Annotated in this window: 20 protein-coding genes and 1 pseudogene; 7 read left to right on the top strand and 14 right to left on the bottom strand. The window is 63.9% G+C overall.

Features of this window, described 5'->3' with window-relative positions; all coding sequences use genetic code 11:
- Positions 1–46 precede the first annotated feature (46 nt).
- A complete protein-coding gene (locus tag AC1DX6_RS24575) occupies positions 47–982 on the top strand; it encodes a glycosyltransferase family 2 protein (RefSeq protein ID WP_477318120.1) in 936 nt (311 codons plus the stop codon).
- A 27-nt stretch (positions 983–1,009) separates the two neighbouring features.
- On the opposite strand, the gene AC1DX6_RS24570 is transcribed toward AC1DX6_RS24575, so the two are convergent.
- The 3 genes from AC1DX6_RS24570 to AC1DX6_RS24560 form a co-directional block, all read right to left on the bottom strand.
- The gene (locus AC1DX6_RS24570; RefSeq protein ID WP_477318118.1) at positions 1,010–1,804 is read right to left on the bottom strand and encodes a DUF1194 domain-containing protein; all 795 of its coding nucleotides are present in this window, start codon (positions 1,802–1,804) and stop codon (positions 1,010–1,012) included.
- 85 nt (positions 1,805–1,889) lie between these two features.
- The gene (locus AC1DX6_RS24565) at positions 1,890–3,716 is read right to left on the bottom strand and encodes an ABC transporter ATP-binding protein/permease (protein WP_477318116.1); all 1,827 of its coding nucleotides are present in this window, start codon (positions 3,714–3,716) and stop codon (positions 1,890–1,892) included.
- 121 nt (positions 3,717–3,837) lie between these two features.
- Positions 3,838–4,626, bottom strand: coding sequence for a class I SAM-dependent methyltransferase (locus AC1DX6_RS24560; protein WP_477318305.1), 789 nt, complete (start codon positions 4,624–4,626; stop codon positions 3,838–3,840).
- 131 nt (positions 4,627–4,757) lie between these two features.
- Here AC1DX6_RS24560 and gloB point away from each other — a divergent pair, with 131 nt between their 5' ends.
- Positions 4,758–5,525, top strand: a complete 768-nt coding sequence (gene gloB / locus AC1DX6_RS24555; RefSeq protein WP_477318114.1) for a hydroxyacylglutathione hydrolase — start codon at positions 4,758–4,760, stop codon at positions 5,523–5,525.
- 22 nt (positions 5,526–5,547) lie between these two features.
- Positions 5,548–5,988 carry a cupin domain-containing protein gene (locus tag AC1DX6_RS24550; RefSeq protein WP_477318112.1) on the top strand — a complete coding sequence of 147 codons (441 nt, stop codon included), beginning with the start codon at positions 5,548–5,550 and terminating at the stop codon, positions 5,986–5,988.
- Here AC1DX6_RS24550 and AC1DX6_RS24545 read toward each other — a convergent pair.
- The 3 genes and pseudogenes from AC1DX6_RS24545 to AC1DX6_RS24535 form a co-directional block, all read right to left on the bottom strand.
- On the bottom strand, positions 5,985–6,653 hold the full coding sequence (locus tag AC1DX6_RS24545; protein ID WP_477318110.1) for a lysoplasmalogenase family protein: 669 nt from the start codon (positions 6,651–6,653) through the stop codon (positions 5,985–5,987). The genes AC1DX6_RS24550 and AC1DX6_RS24545 overlap by 4 nt on opposite strands.
- Positions 6,650–7,538, bottom strand: a pseudogene (gene yddG, locus AC1DX6_RS24540) (aromatic amino acid exporter YddG). The gene AC1DX6_RS24545 and the pseudogene yddG overlap by 4 nt, the downstream one beginning before the upstream one ends.
- A 28-nt stretch (positions 7,539–7,566) precedes the next feature.
- A complete protein-coding gene (locus tag AC1DX6_RS24535; protein ID WP_477318108.1) occupies positions 7,567–8,373 on the bottom strand; it encodes a DUF3108 domain-containing protein in 807 nt (268 codons plus the stop codon).
- 256 nt (positions 8,374–8,629) lie between these two features.
- Between AC1DX6_RS24535 and rpmB the strand changes: the two genes are divergently transcribed.
- From rpmB to AC1DX6_RS24520, 3 genes are all read left to right on the top strand, one after another.
- Positions 8,630–8,926: a 50S ribosomal protein L28 gene (gene rpmB, locus AC1DX6_RS24530; RefSeq protein ID WP_477246495.1), complete on the top strand. Its 297-nt coding sequence runs from the start codon at positions 8,630–8,632 to the stop codon at positions 8,924–8,926.
- A gap of 90 nt (positions 8,927–9,016) precedes the next feature.
- A complete protein-coding gene (locus AC1DX6_RS24525; RefSeq protein WP_477318106.1) occupies positions 9,017–9,697 on the top strand; it encodes a queuosine precursor transporter in 681 nt (226 codons plus the stop codon).
- 3 nt (positions 9,698–9,700) lie between these two features.
- Entirely contained in the window at positions 9,701–10,381 is a 681-nt protein-coding gene (locus AC1DX6_RS24520; RefSeq protein WP_477318104.1) for a spermidine synthase, read from the top strand.
- Between the two features lie 46 nt (positions 10,382–10,427).
- On the opposite strand, the gene AC1DX6_RS24515 is transcribed toward AC1DX6_RS24520, so the two are convergent.
- From AC1DX6_RS24515 to AC1DX6_RS24490, 6 genes are all read right to left on the bottom strand, one after another.
- Positions 10,428–10,916 (bottom strand): SRPBCC family protein, encoded by a 489-nt coding sequence (locus AC1DX6_RS24515; protein ID WP_477318102.1) that lies wholly within the window; start codon positions 10,914–10,916, stop codon positions 10,428–10,430.
- Positions 10,913–11,284 carry an ArsR/SmtB family transcription factor gene (locus AC1DX6_RS24510; protein WP_477318100.1) on the bottom strand — a complete coding sequence of 124 codons (372 nt, stop codon included), beginning with the start codon at positions 11,282–11,284 and terminating at the stop codon, positions 10,913–10,915. Before AC1DX6_RS24510 ends, AC1DX6_RS24515 begins: the two co-directional genes overlap by 4 nt.
- A gap of 319 nt (positions 11,285–11,603) precedes the next feature.
- Positions 11,604–12,629: an esterase-like activity of phytase family protein gene (locus AC1DX6_RS24505; protein ID WP_477318098.1), complete on the bottom strand. Its 1,026-nt coding sequence runs from the start codon at positions 12,627–12,629 to the stop codon at positions 11,604–11,606.
- On the bottom strand, positions 12,626–14,524 hold the full coding sequence (gene cobT, locus AC1DX6_RS24500) for a cobaltochelatase subunit CobT (RefSeq protein ID WP_477318096.1): 1,899 nt from the start codon (positions 14,522–14,524) through the stop codon (positions 12,626–12,628). The genes AC1DX6_RS24505 and cobT overlap by 4 nt, the downstream gene beginning before the upstream one ends.
- Before the next feature lie 11 nt (positions 14,525–14,535).
- Entirely contained in the window at positions 14,536–15,522 is a 987-nt protein-coding gene (gene cobS / locus AC1DX6_RS24495; RefSeq protein ID WP_379103471.1) for a cobaltochelatase subunit CobS, read from the bottom strand.
- A 123-nt stretch (positions 15,523–15,645) separates the two neighbouring features.
- Positions 15,646–16,275 carry a J domain-containing protein gene (locus AC1DX6_RS24490; RefSeq protein WP_477270937.1) on the bottom strand — a complete coding sequence of 210 codons (630 nt, stop codon included), beginning with the start codon at positions 16,273–16,275 and terminating at the stop codon, positions 15,646–15,648.
- A 135-nt stretch (positions 16,276–16,410) separates the two neighbouring features.
- Between AC1DX6_RS24490 and AC1DX6_RS24485 the strand changes: the two genes are divergently transcribed.
- Complete coding sequence (locus AC1DX6_RS24485; protein WP_477318094.1) at positions 16,411–16,713, top strand: BolA family protein; 303 nt, start codon at positions 16,411–16,413, stop codon at positions 16,711–16,713.
- 32 nt (positions 16,714–16,745) lie between these two features.
- On the opposite strand, the gene AC1DX6_RS24480 is transcribed toward AC1DX6_RS24485, so the two are convergent.
- Both AC1DX6_RS24480 and AC1DX6_RS24475 read right to left on the bottom strand, forming a co-directional pair.
- Positions 16,746–18,293: an acetolactate synthase large subunit gene (locus tag AC1DX6_RS24480; RefSeq protein ID WP_477318092.1), complete on the bottom strand. Its 1,548-nt coding sequence runs from the start codon at positions 18,291–18,293 to the stop codon at positions 16,746–16,748.
- Positions 18,294–18,409: 116 nt separating this feature from the next.
- A complete protein-coding gene (locus AC1DX6_RS24475) occupies positions 18,410–19,300 on the bottom strand; it encodes an HlyC/CorC family transporter (protein ID WP_477318090.1) in 891 nt (296 codons plus the stop codon).
- Position 19,301 lies beyond the last annotated feature (1 nt).

Below are 19,301 nucleotides of genomic sequence, written 5' to 3'. Positions count from 1 at the left end.
CAAATCGATCCAACCCTCGCAGAACCCGGGGCATAGCGGAAGCGACATGCCCAGAACGATAGATCAAGCGCCTCTTATCACGGTGATCACGCCGACGCACAACCGGCGCGATCAGGTCGTGCGCGCCGTGGAGAGCGTGCTGGCGCAGAACCTCACCCGCTTCGAGCATATTGTTGTCGACGACGGCTCGACCGATGGGACGGAAGCGGCGCTGGCCCGCATTCACGATCCGCGCCTCATCTATGTTGGCGCCAAATGGCGGGGCGCCAATGCCGCCCGCAATGCCGGCATCGAGCGCGCGCAAGCGCCGATCGTGACCTTCCTTGATTCCGACGATGTCTACTTGCCGGACCGGCTGCAGCGAACGCTGGCGCGTTTCGAGGAAAACCCATCGCTCGAAGTGCTGATCAGTTCTTTCGTGTCGGTGAAGGGTGGCCGCAGCACCAAATGCGTCAACCGCGAAGCCTTCCTGGCTCGAAACGCGTTCGAAAGAGCCTTGGTCGCGCAGACCATCTTCATCGCCGGCTCCGCGATAACGGCCACGCGCGAATCCCTGCTGGCGATCGGCGGCTACGACAGCGATATCGCACGCATGCAGGATCGCGAATTGCTGCTGCGCTTTGCCCGCCGCAATGGGGCGCTGCTGTCCGAGGACATCGACTGGAAAAAGTACAATTCGGAGAATTCGATTTCCGGACGGCGTGACGGCTATGTCGAAGCCTACGCAAACCTGATGGGCAAACACCCCTATATCGTTGACCGCTATCCCGACATTCCCCCTTACATGATCGCGCGGCAGATCATCGCCGACGCCATAAAGGGCCGGGTTTCGCAGGCCTTTGCCGGCTATCTGGCCAACCGGGCGGCGAAGTCGCTTGGCTACTCGCTGCCGCAGCTGTTGCGCGGTTACGTCGGCGGCCGGCGCTGGCGCCGCGATGTCTACGTTGAGTTCCGCGACAAATATGGCACGCGGCCGGCCTGAATTGTCACCCCGAGCAGCATCGCAGCTTCAGCGATCTAGCTCCGGAAAATACGGGTCGGAATAGAACCGCCGGTCGCGCTCGCCCTGCAGACAGTCGATCGGTGCTGCCGCGTCGATCCGGATCGTCCTCGGATCGGAGAGGCCACTCACCTCGAGGATCAGCTTGCGGCGTATGGCGGTCGCGAACTCGGAGGCTGCATAGATCGGCAGTACGAAGGAGCCGGGGCCGCCGGTGACGCACTCGGCATAATACTGGTCGAGATGGCTGAAGGTCGGCGACGGGCTGATCAGGATCGGCAGACCATTGATGACGATGCCCTTTGCCACCGCCGCGTCGCGTGTCGACGTCACGGGCAGCCCGGTGTTGTTGGGACCATCGCCGGAAATGTCGATGACGCTGCGTTCGCCTTCGAATGCGGTTCCCTCGAACAACCCGGCGCCGAAAGCCAGCGCGCCGGAAATCGAGGTGCCGCGAAAGCTACGGAAGGGGCGGGCTGCGATCTTGTCGGCGAAAGCGTTGGCGCTCTCGGCGCTGTCGATGACCTGCCAGGCAATGACACCATCAGCGCGGACGACGCCTGCCCATTCGAAATAGGCCAGCGCGACACGGCCTGTGCTGCCTGAACGCACGGCCTTGATGAAATCGGGGTGGCGTAGCGCCGCGACATAGCCGGCGCGCTGCAGGGCGAATTCCCTTTCGTCCATCGACTGCGAGATGTCGACCGCCAGCACCAGCTCGACATCCACTGGTTTGGCCGGCGCGGCCTGCGGTGAGGCTGGGGCGCAGGCAAGGCAAGCAAGCAGGCTGAGTGCGTCAAGCATGGCCACAGGCTTTCCGAACGATGCCGGCAGTTTTTCCTGTGATCGCGGCGAAATAAAGCTTGCCCGGCCACTTCCGTCGGCGAACCTACTTCTTCTTGCCGCGTGCAGCGGTCGGCGGCGGTGGCTCGATCGCGCCGGCCCGGACACGCGCGGGTTTGAGCGCCGATCCGGCTGCATCCTTCACGATCGTCAGCGAACGCGGGAAAAACTGGCTGTTGTGCTGGCCGCGACCGATGTTGAGGATCGCGGCACCAGTGAGACGCTTCTCGAGCATCGCCAGCACCTGCCGCAGCGTCGCTCCGTCGAAGGTATCAAGCGCTTCGTCGATGATCACCCATTTCGGCCGCAGCAGCGCAAGCCTGGCAAAGGCCAGCAGGCGCTGCTCATCATCGCTGAGTTCATGCTCCCAGCGCGCCGAGCGGTCGAGTGAGGATGAGAGCCGCGCGAGACCGACCTCGGCCAGCACCGCCGAGATATCGGCATCCGCCGTGATGACGCCACCGGCGTGGTTGAGCACCTCGCGCAGCGTGCCAAGCGGGAAATAGGGGGTGCGCGGAACGAAGACCGGCACTTCTGCAGCCGGCATGCCGATGCGCCCACTTCCCCACGGCCACAGACCGGCAATGGCGCGAAAGAACAACGTCTTGCCGGCACCCGGCTCTCCGGTGATCATGATGCGCTCGCCGAGGCGGATTTCGACATGCGACTCGGCGAGTTTCGCACAGCCGTCGGGCGACGCCACCTGCAGCGCCTCGAATGTCAGGCTGCCGTCCGGGTTTTCACCGAAGGCGATACGCTTTTCCGTGTCGTGCAGCACATCCGTTTCAGCCAGCGCGATGCGGAAGTCGGCAACGCGCATCAGCGTCGCGCGCCAGTCGGCGATGCCGCCGATATTGTTGACGAACCAGCGCAGCGACGAATGCACCTGGTTGAAGGCGCCGACCGCCATCATCAGCCCGCCGAAGCTGATATCGCCGGCGAAATAGACCGGCGAAGCGACAAGGATCGGCGCCACGACGGTGATCCAGCCATAGGTGTCCGTCACCCAGGCAAGGTTGATCTGGGCGTTGTAGATGCGCCGCATGGCGCCCAGCACCGTACCAAGGTCGAGCTGAAGCTGCCGTTTGGCATCGGTTTCGCCATGGGCAAGCGCAATGGCGTCGACATTCTCGTTGACGCGGACCATCGACGAACGCAGCTCCGCTTCACGCGTGTAGCGATCGCTGTTCAGGCGGATGAGCGGCCGGCCGACAAGCCAGCTCAGCCAGGAGGCAATGCCGGCATAAAGGATCGCAGCCCAGACCATGTAGCCGGGTATCGCCACCGCATGATCGCCGAAGTGGAAGATGAAGCCCGAAGACAGTGACCACAGCACGCCGATGAAGGAGGCAAGCAGGATGAACGACTGCAGCAGGCCGACGCCGAGATCGGTCGAAAGGTCGGCAAGGTGACCGGCGTCCTGCTGCATGCGCTGGTCGGGATTGACGCCGATGGCCCCGGCATGCGCCAGCCGGAAGGCACGCGCCGGCCGCAGCCACTCATCGATCAGGTCGAGCGTCAGCGCCTCGCGCAGTTTCAGCCGGATCATCTGGTTGAGCCAGGTCTGGCCGACATTGAGCACCAGGAGCCCGCCGGCTATTGCCGCAAACACCATAAGCTGGTGCAGGAAGTCCTGCATGTCGCGCCGCGCCAGCGCATCATAGAAGGGCTGGTTCCAGCGGTTGAGCAGAACTTGCCCGACCGAGGTTGCGACAATGACGGCAACGATGCCGAGGCAGGCCCAGAGCAATTGTTTGCGCACCGGCGAAGCCGTCAGCGCCAGCCTGATTGTTGCAATCTGCTCGCCAAGGCTGGTCTCGACCGGCGCAGCAACAGGCACGGCGCTGGCCTTGTCGTCCGGGTGATCAGCCATGGATGAAATCCTTGCGTTCAAAGGCGGCGCTGAAACCGATCCCGGCGCTGCCGACATATGCCCTTCGATCGGGCGGCGAATTTGCCCCCGACAGATAGGGTGCGAGACAGTGCAACGCCGATCACGAACGCGTCACTCGCCCAGCCGAAGACGGACCATCTCCGGCTTGCGATAGCCGGCCGAGCCTGGTGGCGCCTTGCGGCGACAGAACCGGCATGAAGACGCGGCGGGAGCCGCGCTGGGCCACCGGCACGCCCTGATAGAGCCGCTTCTGCGCTTCGACGACGATGACGCCGGAAAAGATCGGCCAGAAGCGCCGTCCCACACGTTCCAGCACATTATGGAAGCGCATCATGAAACGTCGCCGCGATGGCGGGAACAACAGCGCGTCGGACCAGGCCGCCGGCGTGAAATTCGCCTCACGCAGCAGCTCGGTAAGCTGGCCGCGCGAGAACGGCCGGCCATTGCCGAACGGCGTATGCTCGAAACGGGCCCAGACGCCGCGCCGGTTAGGCACGACGATGACGACGCGGCCGGCCGGCGACAGCACCCGCCAGATCTCGTTCAGCGTCTCGCGCGGGTTCTCAACATGCTCGAGCGAATGGACGAGCAGCATGCGATCGATGCAGGAATCGACCAGCGGCAGTTCCTCGTCAAAAACCAGCGCGGTGGCGGTTGGGCCGGTCGCCGGCCAGACGACCGCGCCTTGCGTCGCGGGCATGAAGGCAAAGACGCGCTCGGCATCGCTGCCGAAGCGCTCCAGCCACGGCAAGGTATAGCCAAGGCCGACCAGCCGCTCGTTGGGCACGGCAGCCCATATCGACGACAGCGCCATGGCGATCGAGCGTTCGGCCAGGCGCCCGAGCGTGGTTGAGTAGAAGGAGCGGAGATCGACAATATCGGAATGCATGCGCGCGACGGTAGCTTCGATGCCGTCCAAGTTCAACAAAGGCGCCCACCTCAACAAAAGCCAAGTTCAAGAAAGCCGGATGACATCGGCGGGCAAGCGCCCTATGTCTGCGGCGACAATGGAGAGAGACGATGCCGGTCGAAATCGAACAGTTCATGTGCCGCAGCGACAATTTTGGCGTGCTCGTGCATGACCCCAAAAGCGGTCAGACCGCGATCATCGACGCGCCCGAGGAGGCGCCGATCCTGGCCGCGATCAAGCGCACCGGCTGGACGCCGACGATGATCCTGACCACCCACCACCATATCGATCATGTCGAGGCCAATCTGGCGCTGAAAGAGCGCTTCAAGCTGCGCATCGTCGGGCCGGAGGCGGAACAGGCCAAGATTCCCGGCATAGACGAGACGGTCGAGCAAGGTTCGGTCGTCTACCTCGGCGAGGAAAGGATCGACGTCATTGCCACGCCCGGGCACACGGCGGGCCATGTCTCCTACCACCTGCCGGCGTCGAAAGTCGCCTTCACCGCCGACACGCTGTTCGCGCTCGGCTGCGGCCGGCTGTTCGAGTGCAAGCCGCCGGTGATGTATGATTCGTTGCAAAAGCTCGCAGCCCTGCCGGCCGAGACGGTCATCTATTGCGGCCACGAATATACGCTGTCCAACGCCCGCTTCGCGCTGACCGTCGACCCGACCAATTCGGCCTTGAAGGAACGGGCAGCGAAGATCGAAAGCTTGCGCGCCGACAACAAGCCGACACTGCCGACCACGATCGGCGAGGAGCTGTCGACCAACCCGTTCCTGCGCTGGCACGATCCGGCAATCCGCAAGCATCTCGGCATGGAGAACGCCTCCGACGCCGAGGTGTTCGCCGAGATCCGCAAGCGCAAGGACAATTTCTAAGCCTGATGATGGTTTTGAAACCATGACCAGTTCCGCTGAAATCATCGCCATCCTCGGCCTGAAGCCGCATCCGGAAGGCGGCTGGTATGCCGAGACTTTTCGCGATGGCGCCGGCGGCGCGCGCGGCCATTCGACGGCGATTTATTTTCTCCTGGAACAGGATCAGATTTCGGCCTGGCACCGGGTCAAGGACGCGGCTGAGGTCTGGCATTTCTACGCCGGCGCGCCGCTGGCATTGTCGGTGCATGGGGAGGACAGCCTCGCAGCCGAGCCGGTGATCGAACAGGTGCTCGGCCCGGCACTCGCCGCTGGCGAACGGCCGCAGATCGTCGTGCCGGCCGGCTGGTGGCAATCGGCGCGCAGCCTGGGTGAATGGACGCTGGTCGGCTGCACCGTGGCGCCTGGCTTTGACTTCGCCGCATTCGAGATGGCGGCACCCGGCTGGCAGCCGAAAAGGACTTAGCCGAGCAGGAAACCCAGGGCGATCCCCAATTGGGCGGCGTAATAAAGCGCCCAGACCGCAAAGCGCATCCAGGCGCGATGCGGCGAGATGGCGGACACCAGGAACTTTTCCGCCGCGAGCAGCCCGTCGGACACCATGAACAGCACGGCGCCGGCGATGACCCAGAAACTGCTCGTGGTCAGTGCTGACATGCCCATGGCAAGGATGGCGACGACATAGACGCTGACCGGAAGGCGCAGGCTGGGGCCGACGCGACGCCAAAGTGCGGCCAGCATGGCAAGCGCGAACACCGCCAGCGCCAGCGCAATCGCTCCCCGCCACGGTTCACCAAGCAATCCCGTCCCGCCGCCAGAGCGCAGGAACAGGGCGACATAGGCGACGTGGGCGGCGAGAAAGCTGGCCAATCCGCCGAGAAAGGCCGTTTCGCCATCACGCGACAGGAAGGCGTCGCCGATGGCGCTGAGCGCCAGCGCCGCAACCAGCAGCAGGGGCGCGCCTTGCAGCAGCGCCAGTACGGCAAGCATTGCCACGGCCAGCGTCTTGACCGCGGAGCGGGCAAGCGTCGGCTGCATGCCCAGCGTGAAGGCGTAGATCACTGCCGCCACCAGCGAAAACACCAGCGTCGCATTGGCGTTGGCATCGATGCCACCGGGAAACGGCATCATGCCTGTGCCCCGCTCGTTGCTGGCTTGCGCAGGAACAGCGATTTCGCCGCCAGCGCCGCCCCGCCGGTGATCAGCACGCAAGCGGCAAGAATGCGCAGCGACGGCTCGGCGACGCCGGCGGCGATCAACACCAGCGTCGATAGCAGCGGCGCAGCATAGCTCGCCGCGCCCAGCACCTGGATGTTGCCGCGCTTGACGCCGATGTCCCAGGCGTAGAAGGCCGCGCCCACCGGCATCAGCCCAAGGCCGAGCACGGCCAGCCACTGGCCGGCGCCAACGGGCAGCACCGTCTGCTCGAGCAGTAGATGGCAGACGAGCGAAAGCGCCGCCGTCGCCGCGCAGAACCAGGTAACGATGCTGGTCGGCACCGAGGGGAAGCGCCGCGACAACAGCGAATAGGACGACCATAGCACCGCGCAGACGCCGGCCATCGCATAGCCGAAAGTGTAGCGCGCGTCGAAGGCGAGCCCGCCGCCCTTGGTGACGATCAAGACCGTGCCGGCGAGGCCGAGCAAGGCGCCGACGACATGGTTCCAGGCCAGCTTATCGCCCGGCATCAGCGCCGAGCCGAGCACGATCAGCAGCGGCCACAGATAGGCGATCAGGCTCGCCTCCACCGCCGGCGCGTTGCGCAAGGCGGTGAAGTAGAAAAAGTGGTAGCCGAAACAGGCCGGCAATGCCGATCACCCAGACCTGACGAGGGATTTTCTGGCCTTTATCGGCCGCAGGCATGAACAGCCGGGCGACCAGTCCGACCGCGGTGCCGATGGTGAAGGTGATTGCCGACAGCAGGAACGGCGGCACTGCGCCGGACGCGTCCGTCAGCAGGGCCAGCAGCGCCCACATAGCAACCGCCGAGAAGCCGATCAGTGTTGCGCGCCCCATGCCCGTCTCCGGCGGCGCGCTACGGCGCCTAGTTGATTGCTTCGAAACGCCCGGCGCTGACGGTCAGGGTGCCAATCTGCGTGCCGACCGTGGCGTGGATCGGCGCATATATCCCGGTTTGGCCGAGCGGTGCAAACGTCACCATCATGCGGCTGCGGTTCTTCAGATAGTTCAGCGCCTTGCGGCCTTTGCGGTAGCCGGCCACCGGCTCAAAACCCATTCTGCAGGTGACCGTATCGCCCTTGTAGCCGGGCACCGAGATCGACCCTTTCGAAGCATAGGTCAGCGTCAGATTGGCGCGCATCTCGCCGTCGTAGAACTTCACCGTGCGCCCGCAGACCTGATCGAGACTGTCGGCATGAACGACGGTGGCCGCCATCGGATCGAGCACGGCTGCCAGGTCGCTGGCGCCCAGCGGCACCCAGCTCTTCGGGTCGCGCTTGCCCGGAGCCGGGATAACTTGCGTCGAGGTGACGGCGCCATTGGCAAAGCGGATATCGACCACCGACGCCTTCTTGCCGGACGTATAGTCGGCACGAAACACTTGCGGCACCATCTTCTTGCCCGAAATGGTGCCTTTGGACGAGACCGTGCCGCGCGTATCGTCGAACAGCTTCGCGAGGCCGGCGGCGGAAACGGTGCCGTCGATCGAATAGGTGCCGTCCTGATAGCGGCTGGAAAACGTCGACCTGGCGATCGAAAGGCCAAGGAACGATACGGTGTACTCGCCCTTGAAGGACTGCGGCGCGGCGGCGGAATTGGGCGTGGCGGCGGACGTTGCCGTCGGCAAGGCAGCGGCAAGCAAGGCAACAAGAGCACGTGACGAGCGAAACATGGCGGGGATCGATCCTCGATTTTTCGGCCGGAGATGGGCAACTCAGGCCTGGTATGTCCCTGTGCGACCGCTTATAGGCCGAATTCCGGCCTTTATGTGGACTATGCCGCCGCCTTGCAGGCAAGCCGGAGCTTGACGCATGGGCGAAATGCAACTATGGAACGCCAACTTTTCCAAAAGGCCGCCTGACCGAAACCGCGCGCCACCCGGCGCGGGTACAAAGGTTTGGCCAGACCGAGAACTGAAGGTTAGAATCATGTCCCGCACCTGCGAACTCACGGCCAAGGCAGTCATGTCCGGCAACAATGTGAGCCACGCCAACAACAAGACCAAGCGTCGCTTCCTGCCGAATCTCGTCAATGTGACGCTGATCTCCGAGACGCTGAACCAGAATGTGCGCCTGCGCATTTCGGCCAACGCACTGCGTTCGGTCGAGCATCGCGGCGGCCTCGATGCATTCCTGGTCAAGGCAGACGCCAAGGAGCTGTCCCAGCGCGCCCGCCTGCTGAAGAAGCAGATCGCCAAGAAGCTGGCCGAGCAGCCCGCCGCTTAATATTTTTCAGGCGGGGGACAACCGCCTTCCAAGGGGCGTGGTCCGCATTTCGGGTCGCGCTTCGCTGGTTCCATTACCCAGGATAAAAAAATGACTTTCTTTTCGCGATACCTGCCCTTCGTGGCCGCGATGGCGCTTGTCGTCGTGGCGTCGAACATTCTTGTGCAGTTCCCCATGCAGGGCCAGATCGGCGGCCTATCGCTGGCCGACCTGCTCACCTGGGGCGCCTTCACCTATCCCTTCTCCTTCCTGGTCACCGACCTAGCCAACCGCCGCTACGGCCCCGCCGTGGCGCGCCGGATCGTTTTTGTCGGCTTCATGACGGCGGTGGTCTGCTCGATCCTCGTGCCGCCCTTCCTGTTCCGGCACGGCCTGATCGAGTTCGAGACCGCCGCCGACCGGCTGGTGCGCATCGCGGCGGCGTCCGGCGCGGCGTTCCTGAGCGCGCAATTGCTCGACGTCACCGTCTTCAACCGGCTGCGCCGGCAGAGCTGGTGGCGCGCGCCGATCGTCGGCACGCTGGTCGGCTCGGTGTTCGACACGCTGGTGTTCTTCACCGTCGCCTTTTCGGCGGCCTTCGCCTTTGCAGGGCCGAACGACAGCTTTGCGCTGGAAACGGCGCCGCTGATGGGCGTGCTGCCGGCAGAGACCATGCGCTGGGTATCCTGGGCGCTCGGCGACCTCTCGGTGAAGCTGATCATCGCTGTGGTGGCGCTGATCCCCTACCGGCTGCTTGCCGCGCGCTGGAGCCAGCCGGCGGTCGCGGTTTAGGCCGTGATCCCCTGGGTTCAGCTCGACTCAGCTAAAACCCCGGATGGCGGCCAGGAACTGCGTCTGAAGCAGCGCGGCAGCGAATTCTCGATCATGCTCGGCACCAACGAGCTGATGAACAGCCGCCTCAGCGGCTCCGAGGAAGCGCTTGCCAAACTGTCCTGCGACAGGATTGCCGGCCGCAGACAACCAAAAATTCTGATCGGTGGCCTCGGCATGGGCTTTACGCTGCGTGCCGCCCTCGCCGAACTTGGCGATGATGCCGGCATCGTCGTCGCGGAACTGGTGCCGGCGGTCGTCGCCTGGGCGCGCGGTCCGATGGCCGAGGTGTTCAGCGGCTGCCTCGACGACCCTCGCGTCAGCATCCGCGAGACCGATGTCGGGCAGATCATCCGCTCGGAGACGTCGACCTATGACGCTATCCTGCTCGATGTCGACAATGGCCCGGAAGGCATTGTCTTCAAGGCCAATGATGCCCTCTACGGCGTGACCGGCCTCAACGCCGCCCGCGCCGCGCTCAAACCGCAAGGTGTGCTGGCAGTCTGGTCGCAAGGGCCGGACACAGGCTTCACGCGGCGGCTGAAGCAGGCGGGTTTCACGGTCGAGGAGGTCAAGGTGCGGGCCAACGGCAAGCGTGGCGCGCGCCATGTCATCTGGATCGCGACAGCCGGGACCGTGCGATAGCCACCCTGCTCACGCAGGATGGCCAATCGTTCCGGCGCCGAAAATCCTACTTCGCTGCTTTCTGAAGCTCGGCTCCAAGAGCCTCCAGCAGTCCGCGTGTGCCTTCTTCGCGTCCTTGCGCCGAGTCGACGCCGTCGAAGAAGACGCCTTGTTCGGTATAGGTCAGGCGGGTGCCCTCGCCTGAGGGCGTCAGCTCGATGGTGGTCAGCGACGCCGACAGCGGCTGCGGCCCGATCGCCATGCGGTACGAAAACACGATGCGCTGGTCGGCAACGATGTCCTGGAATTGCGCGTCGAGCCGGACCTCCGGGCCGCCCTGGTAGCTGAAGCGCGAAACCTCGCCGCCGCCGACGCGGAAGTCGAACGTGAATTCGGCGATCGCAAAGCCATCACCCTGGATCCGCCAACGTTGCACTGTCGCCTTGTCGGCAAAGGCATGGAAGACACGCTCGGGTGATTGCGGATAGGTCCGCTCGATGGTGAAGGTGGAGTGGATGACGGAGTGCTCGTCTTTCACTGGTGCTATCTGGTTCATCGCTCTTCATCCTTGTCCTGATTTTTCTTGGGGCTTTTGGGGGATGCGTCGGTCTCGGCCAGGATCTGGCCAAGACGATCGAGGTGGCGTTCCGCCGGTATGCGGCGTTCCGCGATCCAGTCGGCGAGCGGAGCGAGCCCGCCCGGTTCGATCCGGCAGGTGCGCACCCGCCCGATCTTTTCACTGCGGATCAGCCCGCAGGCTTCCAGCGCCTGCAGATGCTGCAGCACGGCGGCAAACGTCATGCCGAACGGCTCCGCCAGCTGGCTGACGGTCGCCGGTCCGCGGCTCAACCTTTCCAGGATCTGGCGGCGCGTGGGCTCGACAAGGGCCCGCAGGATGCTGTCGATCTCGGAATGGTCAAGCATAGACTTGAGTATTCCGACGCTGGAAAATTGTCAAGTCACGACTAAAGTATTTTCGCGATCGTAGATCGTTGCTGAACAGTCGACCCCCACTCCGTCAAGCTACGCTCGCCACCTCCCCCCGATCGACGGGGTAGAGGAAGGGCGTTTCCCATCGACGGGTGAAGGAAGGGCATGCATTCGCCAAACCAGACTCCCTTCCTCTCCCTCCGGAGGGGGGAGAGGTGGCGCTGCGAAGCCGCGACGGAGTGGGGGAGGCGTTCGACCCAATCGAACCCACCGTTGAAAACCCTCAACTTCAGGTTCGCGGTTGGAGCGCCGCTCAATCCTGGTGCAGGATGAATTCCAGATAGAGGTTGCGCTGCAGGATCGAGTGGTTGTCGTCCGAGATCAGCGACACCATCAGCGCGCCGTCATCGCGGGTCCAGACGTCGAGCCCTTCCATATTGTCGATCTGGTAGCCCATGTCGGCTTCCATCAGCACCGGCCCATCGGCAACGGCGCCCTTCTCGACGCTTTCGCCATAGATGCGGCGCAGCCGCATCTTGACGCCTCTCGCCATCGAAAAACTGCGCTCGAGCAGCAAAAGATCGCCATCCGGCAGGAAGGCGCCGTCGGTGATGTCGAACTCGCCATTGCGCTTGACGGTGAAGACGCCCTTGTGCGGCCCCTCGATGATTGCCGCATAGATGTTGCCGGCCTTGTCCAGGCTCTTTTCCGACACCACCACCAGCCCGCCTTCATGCTGGCCATAAGGATTGGCGTGGGTGACGGTCTCGAAGCCGCGGTTCTGCCGGATCTCCCGGGCCGGAACCAGAAAATCCAGTTGCTTGAACGGCGCCTTCATATTGTCAGGGTCGATTTTGAACTGGGCGATGCGTTGGTTGCGCTCGAAACCGACGGTGGCGATGCCGTCCTTGACCGCGAGGCCTTCGGCGTCGACCTCCCATTTCTTGTCGATCGGCCGGCCTGATGTGTCGACCATCTGCTGCATCTTGAAATTCTGGATGCCCGAGGGGCGCTTGTCGGCATCGTGAGCCACGTTGCCGAAAAACCAGAAACCGGTGTCGGCGACGCCGACGAAGTCGCTGCCCGGTTTGAGGAAGCGGAAGGCCGACAGCGCGCCGAAATCGCGCGACGGCGAGGTCATTTCCAGGCCACCGACGAATTCGAGCGGCCCGAACTGTTTCTCGGCGTGGCCGATCTGGAATTCGCTGATCGGCCGCGCCGAAATCTCAAGCGGCTCGACCGAAGCCGGGCCGGCGGCGATGGCCGGTGACAGAGCCATGCCGAACAAGGCAGTGGCGGCGAAAAGCGTGTGCCGAAAGCCGCCGCGCGAAAAGATCATCCGGCGCGCCGCAGGCCGCCACGCCGTGTGTCGCGCGCGCTTTCCTCACCAAACAGCGAGGCCAATTGCTCGGTCATAGCGCCGGCCAGTTCCTCGGCATCGACGATGGTGACGGCGCGGCGGTAGTAGCGGGTGACGTCATGGCCGATGCCGATGGCGAGCAGCTCGACCGGCGAACGCGTCTCGATCAGCTCGATGACGGCGCGCAGATGCCGTTCGAGATAATTGCCCGGATTGACCGACAGCGTCGAATCGTCGACCGGCGCGCCGTCCGAGATCATCATCAGGATTTTTCTCTGCTCCGGCCGGGCGATCAGGCGGTTGTGCGCCCACAACAGCGCTTCGCCGTCGATGTTTTCCTTGAGCAGGCCCTCGCGCATCATCAGCCCGAGATTGCGCCGCGCGCGGCGCCACGGATGGTCGGCAGATTTGTAGATGATATGGCGCAGGTCGTTGAGCCGGCCGGGATTCGGCGGCTTGCCATCCTTCAGCCATTTCTCGCGCGCCTGCCCGCCCTTCCAGGCGCGGGTGGTGAAGCCGAGGATCTCGACCGAGACGCCGCAGCGCTCCAGCGTGCGCGCCAGGATGTCGGCGCAGGTGGCGGCGACGGTAATCGGCCGGCCGCGCATCGAACCCGAATTGTCGAGCACCAGCGTCACCACCGTGTCGCGGAATTTTGTGTCGCGTTCCTGCTTGAAAGACAGCGGCTGCATCGGATCGATGACGATGCGCACCAACCGCGCCGGATCGAGATAGCCCTCTTCGAGATCGAAGTCCCAGGAGCGGTTCTGCTGCGCCATCAGCCGGCGCTGCAGCCGGTTGGCCAGCCGGCCGACGACACCGGACAAATTGGCGAGCTGCTTGTCGAGGAAGGCGCGCAGCCGGTCCAGTTCCTCTTCCTCGCAAAGTTCTTCCGCACCAACCGTCTCGTCGAAGGCGGTGGTAAAAACCTTGTAGTCGATCTCTTTCGGCAGATTGGTGAAGGGATTGTCGTTGCGGCGCGCCTCGCCGGGGGTTTCGGCATCGGCGTCGTCATCGTCGGACAGATCGTCGGCGGTGGCGTCGGACGCCTCCGTCTCGGCCGACTGCTCATCGTCGGCGGACGCCTCGGTATCGTCGGACTGCGACTGCTCGGAGCCGGAATCGTCTTCACCGCCCTCCTCGCTCTGCTCCTCGCCTTGCGGCTGGTTGTCGTCATTGTCTTCCGAGTCTTCGGTCTCCTGGTCGTCGCCGAGTTCCTCGGCCATTTCCATGGAGGCCAGCATGTCGCGCACGACACGGGCGAAGGCCTGCTGGTCGTCGAGCTTGGCCGAGAGACCCTCGAGATCGGCACTGGCCTTTTCCTCGACCCAGGGGCGCCAGAGATCGACCAGCCGCTCGCCGCTCTTCGGCACCGCGCGCCCGGTCAGCTTTTCGCGCACCATCAGCGCCAGCGCTTCCTCGATCGGCGCGTCGGCCTTGTCCTTGACGTCGATGAGGTTGGCCCTGGCGTATTTGTCCTCGAGCATCGAGCCGATATTGTCGGCGACGCCTTGCATGGCGCGCGAACCGATGGCCTCGACGCGGGCCTGCTCGACCGCGTCATAGATGGCGCGGGCGGCCTTGCCTTCCGGCGCAAGCTTGTTGTGGATGCGGGTGTCGTGGCAGGCGCGCTTCAGCGCCATGGAATCGCCGAGACCGCGCGTGATGGCGATGTCGTCCTTCGACGCCTTCTTCGGCAATTCCGGCAGCCGGGCGCGGTTGCCGGCGAGCGCCGGCCTGTCCTTGGCGAAACCGACTTCAAGCTCCTTGTCGCCGGCGATGGCGCGCATGCAGACCGTGACGGCACGCTTGAAGCTGTCGGCTTCAGACCCCGTCTTCGACTTGTTGCGCGTGTTGTCGCCCGGACCCGCCATCGAGACTCTGCTTAGCCCAGCACCACGTTGGCGGCGCTCTCGGGCAAATCCTCGCCAAAGGCACGCTGGTAGAACTCGGCCACCACCGAGCGTTCCAGCTCGTCGCATTTGTTGAGGAAGGTCAGCCGGAACGCCATGCCGATATTGCCGAAGATCTCGGCATTCTCGGCCCAGGTGATGACGGTACGCGGGCTCATCACGGTCGACAGGTCGCCATTGATGAAGGCCGAGCGCGTCATGTCGGCGACACGCACCATCTTGTTGACGATGTCCTTGCCCTTGGCGTCGCGATAGTGCTTGGCCTTGGCCAGCACGATGTTCACCTCATTGTCGTGCGGCAAATAGTTCAGCGTGGTGACGATCGACCAGCGGTCCATCTGCGCCTGGTTGATCTGCTGCGTGCCGTGATAGAGGCCGGTCGTATCGCCAAGACCAACGGTGTTGGCGGTCGAAAACAGGCGGAACGCCGGATGCGGGCGAATGACCCGGCTTTGGTCGAGCAGCGTCAGCCGGCCCGAGGATTCCAGCACGCGCTGGATGACGAACATCACATCCGGACGGCCGGCATCATACTCGTCGAAGCACAGCGCGACATTGTGCTGGTAGGCCCAGGGCAGGATTCCGTCGCGGAATTCGGTGATCTGCAAGCCGTCTTTGACGACGATCGCGTCCTTGCCGACGAGGTCGATACGGCTGACATGGCTGTCGAGGTTGACGCGCACGCAGGGCCAGTTGAGGCGGGCGGCGACCTGTTCGATATGGGTCGACTTGCCGGTGCCGTGATAGCCCGACACCATGACGCGGCGGTTGTAGGCGAAGCCCGCCAGGATCGCCATCGTCGTGTTCTTGTCGAACAGATAGTCCGGGTCGATGTCTGGGACATGCTCTGATGTCACCGAATACGCCGGCACCACCATCTTGGACTCAAAACCGAATTTCTCCTTCACCGACACCGTCGTGTCGGGCAGGTTGGCGATATCGCGATCGACCTTGTTCATATCTATCAACGTCTCCACGGGCGAAATGCCTGATTTCGCCGGCAATCTATTTTGTTCGGGGGCGGTCTTAGAGCCTTTTCCAACCTTATGAAAGTTGGAAAACGACACGAACCGTAAGGTCGCTCAGCACAAACCTGCTTGCTTGAGCACGCGATAGGCCTGCAGCACATCGCGGAACCGGTCTTCCGAACCTCTGTCACCACCATTCGCATCCGGATGGTGGAGTTTCACCAGTTCCTTATAGCGCGCCTTGATCTCTGTGCCAGTCGCCTTTGTATCAAGGCCAAGCGTTTCCAGCGCCTTGGCCTCAAGCGGCTTGGCTTTGCGCGCGCGCGCCTCGCGCGGATCCTTCGGCCCTTTGAACAGGTCGAACGGGTCGCGCATGCGATTGTAGTAGCCGGCGCGGCCGGAACGCATCTGGGCCATATCAGGCGACGAACGCGTCGAGGCGCCGTTGACGCCCATCTTCCAGGTCGGCCGGTGGCCGGTCATCGCTTCCTTCTGGAAGCGCGCGATCTCGGTGTCCGGCACGCCGGAGAAGTAATTGAAGCCCTTGTTGTACTCGCGCACATGATCGAAGCAGAACTGAAAATACTCGCCTTCCTTCATGCGTCCCACAGGCGCGCGATGGGTGCCGGCCTCCTTGCAGCCATCCCACTGGCAGATCGGCGAGCGCGACTTCAGTTCCGCATCCTTGTCGGGGCGGACACGAATCTTCTCGAAATATTTGGGATACGGTTTCATCTCACCCATTTATGGGCTGTTCGCTACTGCGAAACAAGAATTGACATTTTCGCGATGATCGCCCTAACCGCTGAATCGCGGCATAAAACCGGCGAATGGCGAATTTAGTGGCGGCGACCCTGGATGTGGTGAGGAGAAGCGGCGATGTCCATACAGGCAACGATGGAAGACAAGCTGAACAAGGCGTTTTCGCCGGAGCGGCTGGTGATCGTCAATGAAAGCCATCTCCATGCCGGCCATCATCACCACGGCTCCGACCATCACGGCGCCTATGACGGCACCGGCGAGACGCATTTCCGCGTCCGCATCGTCTCGCCGAATTTTGCCGGCATGAGCCGCATCGACCGCCACCGTGCCGTCAACGAACTGCTTGCCGACGAATTGAAGGCCGGCGTGCATGCGCTGGCGATCGAACCGGCGGCTCCCGGCGAAAAGACCCGCTGGTAGGACCGGATCGGCCCTCGCCTTTCGCAGCGACCTCAGATCACCGCTTCGATGAGGAACGGCCCCCGCCGCGACAGGGCGCTGTCCAGCAGCGCATCGAACCGCTCGCATGTGTCGGCGCGCGCCGCCTCGACGCCCATGCCTTTCGCCAGCGAGACCCAGTCCAGCGCGGGTTGGTTAAGATCCAGCATTCGCCTGGCATTCTCGCCGATCGCGCCCACCCCGACATTCTTCATCTCGCCATGCAGGATCGCATAGGTCCGGTTGGCAAAGACGATCGTCACCACGTCGAGCTTTTCCCTGGCCTGGGTCCATAGCCCCTGCACCGTGTACATGCCGCTGCCATCGGCCTCCAGATTGATCACCTTGCGGTCGGGACAGGCGATTGCCGCCCCGGTTGCCATCGGAATGCCGCCGCCGATCGATCCGCCTGTGCCCATCATGTAATCGTGCGGCGCGGCGAAGGCGGACAAGGCGAAGAAAAGCCGTGCCGAGGTGACCGCTTCGTCGCAGACGATGGCATCGGCGGGCAGCTTCCGTGCCACCGAGAGCGCGATGGCATCGTCGGTCAGCCTGCCGTCCGGCGTTGGCTCGTCGGGGAAGGCGGCTGCGTGGGCCGGTTGCTGCCACGGCTTTACCCCCAGTTCGTCGCGCAGCGCTTCCAGCGCCGCATGCAGATCGTCGCCATGAGCGGCCAGCGTCAGCACCTGGCAGCCTTCGCGAACAAGCCGTCCCGGCTTTCCCGGATAGGCGAAGAAGGCAACCGGCTCCCTGGTTCCGACCAGCACCAGAACGTCGATGTCGCCAAGCAGCGCCGTTGCCGCATCGATAGGATAGGGGATGCGGGTCGGTGCGACGCGCCCACGGCCGCGTTGCATCCGGGCCACGAGGACGTCACTGAACAGACGGACGTCCCTGGCTGCCGAGATCTGGCCGGCGATCGCAAGCGCGTCGGCTCTCGCCGCTCGCCCACGAACGATGATGCCGGCACGCCCAGGCGCGGCGCGGATCGCTGCGGCAACCTTGCGCACCGCATTCATGTCGACGGCGGGCGACGGTGCCAGCTTCACCTTGCCGATGGGGGCCGCGCCAACTTCGCCCCAGGCCGCATCCGCCGGCAGGATCAGCGTGGCGATGCCTGGCGGCGTCAGCGAGGCACGGAAGGCAGCTTGAGCGGCCGGCGCGACATCGCCCGGGCCATCGACGCGGCGGACCCAGTTCGACATCGGCGCCGCCAGGCCTTCGATATCGCTGGTGAGTGGAGCGTCCAGCGGCAGATGGTAGGAGGCGTGGTCGCCGACGATCATCGGGCTGAGCGCTCGCCGGGCATTGTGCATATTGGCCAGGCCGTTGGCCAAGCCCGGCCCGGTATGCAGCAGCGTTGCGGCGGGGCGGTCGGTCATGCGTGCATAGCCATCGGCAGCACCCGTCACCACGCCTTCGAAAAGTCCGAGCACGCAACGCATCTCAGGCTTGCGGTCAAGCGCTGCAACGAAATGCATTTCGGATGTGCCGGGATTGGCGAAGCAGACGGTCACATCGTTGGCCAGAAGCACGTCACACAGGACATCGGCGCCATTCATGCAATTCTCTCCCGTCTGACGATCGAAGAGAGCATTGCACCGGCGGCAGCACGCGCGGCAATATCCCGCCAGCACTTTTGGTCTGATCCAGTTCCGCTGACGCCTGTACCGACACCCTAGGCGTCGCCCGCCGGCCTTATCCTCAGCCTTGCAATGCGGTTCTTGTCTCGCTTCATCACGGTGAAGCGCTTGCCGTGAAACGTAAAAGCCTGCTTCTCCTCCGGGATCGACTGCGTCTCGTGGATGACAAGGCCGGCAATTGTGGTGGCTTCCTCGTCCGGCAGGTTCCAGTCGAGCGCCCGGTTGAGGTCGCGGATCGGCACGTTGCCGTCGACGACGACGGAGCCGTCGGCCTCCTGCTTGACGCCCTGGATCTCGACATCGTGCTCGTCGGCGATCTCGCCGACGATCTCCTCGATGATATCCTCCAGCGTCACCAGCCCTTCGACCTCGCCATATTCGTCGACGACGATGGCAAAATGCGCCTTGCGGCGCAGAAAGGCGTTGAGCTGCTCCTGCAGCGTCGTGGTGTCGGGCACGAACCACGGCTTCGACGCGATCTTCATCACGTCGATCCTGGAAAAGTCGTTGCCGACATCGTTCAGCGCCCGCAGCAGATCCTTGGCGTGCAGCACGCCGACGATGTTGTCGAGCGAGCCCTTCCACAAAGGCATGCGGGTGTGCGGGCTCTGCAGGATCTCGCGCACCACCGCTTCCGGCGCATTGTCGGCATTGACCGAACGCATGTTGGTGCGGTGGACCATGATGTCGGAAACTTCGAGCTCGGCAAGGTCGAACAGGCCGCCAATGCGGTCGCGATCCTCGCGCACCACCTGGCCGTCGCGACGAAAATCATCGACGGCGCCGCGCAATTCGTCATGGGTCGAGCGTTGCGGCTCGATGCGTGACAACTCGTAGCCGAACATGGCAAGCAGCCGCGTGCGTACGGCAACGACCAGCAGGATCAAGATGGCAAGGACGGCGACGACGGTCCAGCCGGTGCCCATC

This window comes from Mesorhizobium sp. P2_C4, assembly GCF_056404575.1.
The sequence above is the reverse complement of the archived record's forward strand: the minus strand, read 5'-3'. Positions and strand labels throughout refer to the sequence as shown.

Excerpts from the sequence above, each read along its gene's own strand:
- AC1DX6_RS24575 (WP_477318120.1), top strand. The coding sequence starts at position 47 with ATGCCCAGAACGATAGATCAAGCGCCTCTTATCACGGTGATCACGCCG.
- AC1DX6_RS24570 (WP_477318118.1), bottom strand. The coding sequence starts at position 1,804 with ATGCTTGACGCACTCAGCCTGCTTGCTTGCCTTGCCTGCGCCCCAGCC.
- AC1DX6_RS24565 (WP_477318116.1), bottom strand. The coding sequence starts at position 3,716 with ATGGCTGATCACCCGGACGACAAGGCCAGCGCCGTGCCTGTTGCTGCG.
- AC1DX6_RS24560 (WP_477318305.1), bottom strand. The coding sequence starts at position 4,626 with ATGCATTCCGATATTGTCGATCTCCGCTCCTTCTACTCAACCACGCTC.
- gloB (WP_477318114.1), top strand. The coding sequence starts at position 4,758 with ATGCCGGTCGAAATCGAACAGTTCATGTGCCGCAGCGACAATTTTGGC.
- AC1DX6_RS24550 (WP_477318112.1), top strand. The coding sequence starts at position 5,548 with ATGACCAGTTCCGCTGAAATCATCGCCATCCTCGGCCTGAAGCCGCAT.
- AC1DX6_RS24545 (WP_477318110.1), bottom strand. The coding sequence starts at position 6,653 with ATGATGCCGTTTCCCGGTGGCATCGATGCCAACGCCAATGCGACGCTG.
- AC1DX6_RS24535 (WP_477318108.1), bottom strand. The coding sequence starts at position 8,373 with ATGTTTCGCTCGTCACGTGCTCTTGTTGCCTTGCTTGCCGCTGCCTTG.
- rpmB (WP_477246495.1), top strand. The coding sequence starts at position 8,630 with ATGTCCCGCACCTGCGAACTCACGGCCAAGGCAGTCATGTCCGGCAAC.
- AC1DX6_RS24525 (WP_477318106.1), top strand. The coding sequence starts at position 9,017 with ATGACTTTCTTTTCGCGATACCTGCCCTTCGTGGCCGCGATGGCGCTT.
- AC1DX6_RS24515 (WP_477318102.1), bottom strand. The coding sequence starts at position 10,916 with ATGAACCAGATAGCACCAGTGAAAGACGAGCACTCCGTCATCCACTCC.
- AC1DX6_RS24510 (WP_477318100.1), bottom strand. The coding sequence starts at position 11,284 with ATGCTTGACCATTCCGAGATCGACAGCATCCTGCGGGCCCTTGTCGAG.
- AC1DX6_RS24505 (WP_477318098.1), bottom strand. The coding sequence starts at position 12,629 with ATGATCTTTTCGCGCGGCGGCTTTCGGCACACGCTTTTCGCCGCCACT.
- cobT (WP_477318096.1), bottom strand. The coding sequence starts at position 14,524 with ATGGCGGGTCCGGGCGACAACACGCGCAACAAGTCGAAGACGGGGTCT.
- cobS (WP_379103471.1), bottom strand. The coding sequence starts at position 15,522 with ATGAACAAGGTCGATCGCGATATCGCCAACCTGCCCGACACGACGGTG.
- AC1DX6_RS24490 (WP_477270937.1), bottom strand. The coding sequence starts at position 16,275 with ATGGGTGAGATGAAACCGTATCCCAAATATTTCGAGAAGATTCGTGTC.
- AC1DX6_RS24485 (WP_477318094.1), top strand. The coding sequence starts at position 16,411 with ATGTCCATACAGGCAACGATGGAAGACAAGCTGAACAAGGCGTTTTCG.
- AC1DX6_RS24480 (WP_477318092.1), bottom strand. The coding sequence starts at position 18,293 with ATGAATGGCGCCGATGTCCTGTGTGACGTGCTTCTGGCCAACGATGTG.
- AC1DX6_RS24475 (WP_477318090.1), bottom strand. The coding sequence starts at position 19,300 with ATGGGCACCGGCTGGACCGTCGTCGCCGTCCTTGCCATCTTGATCCTG.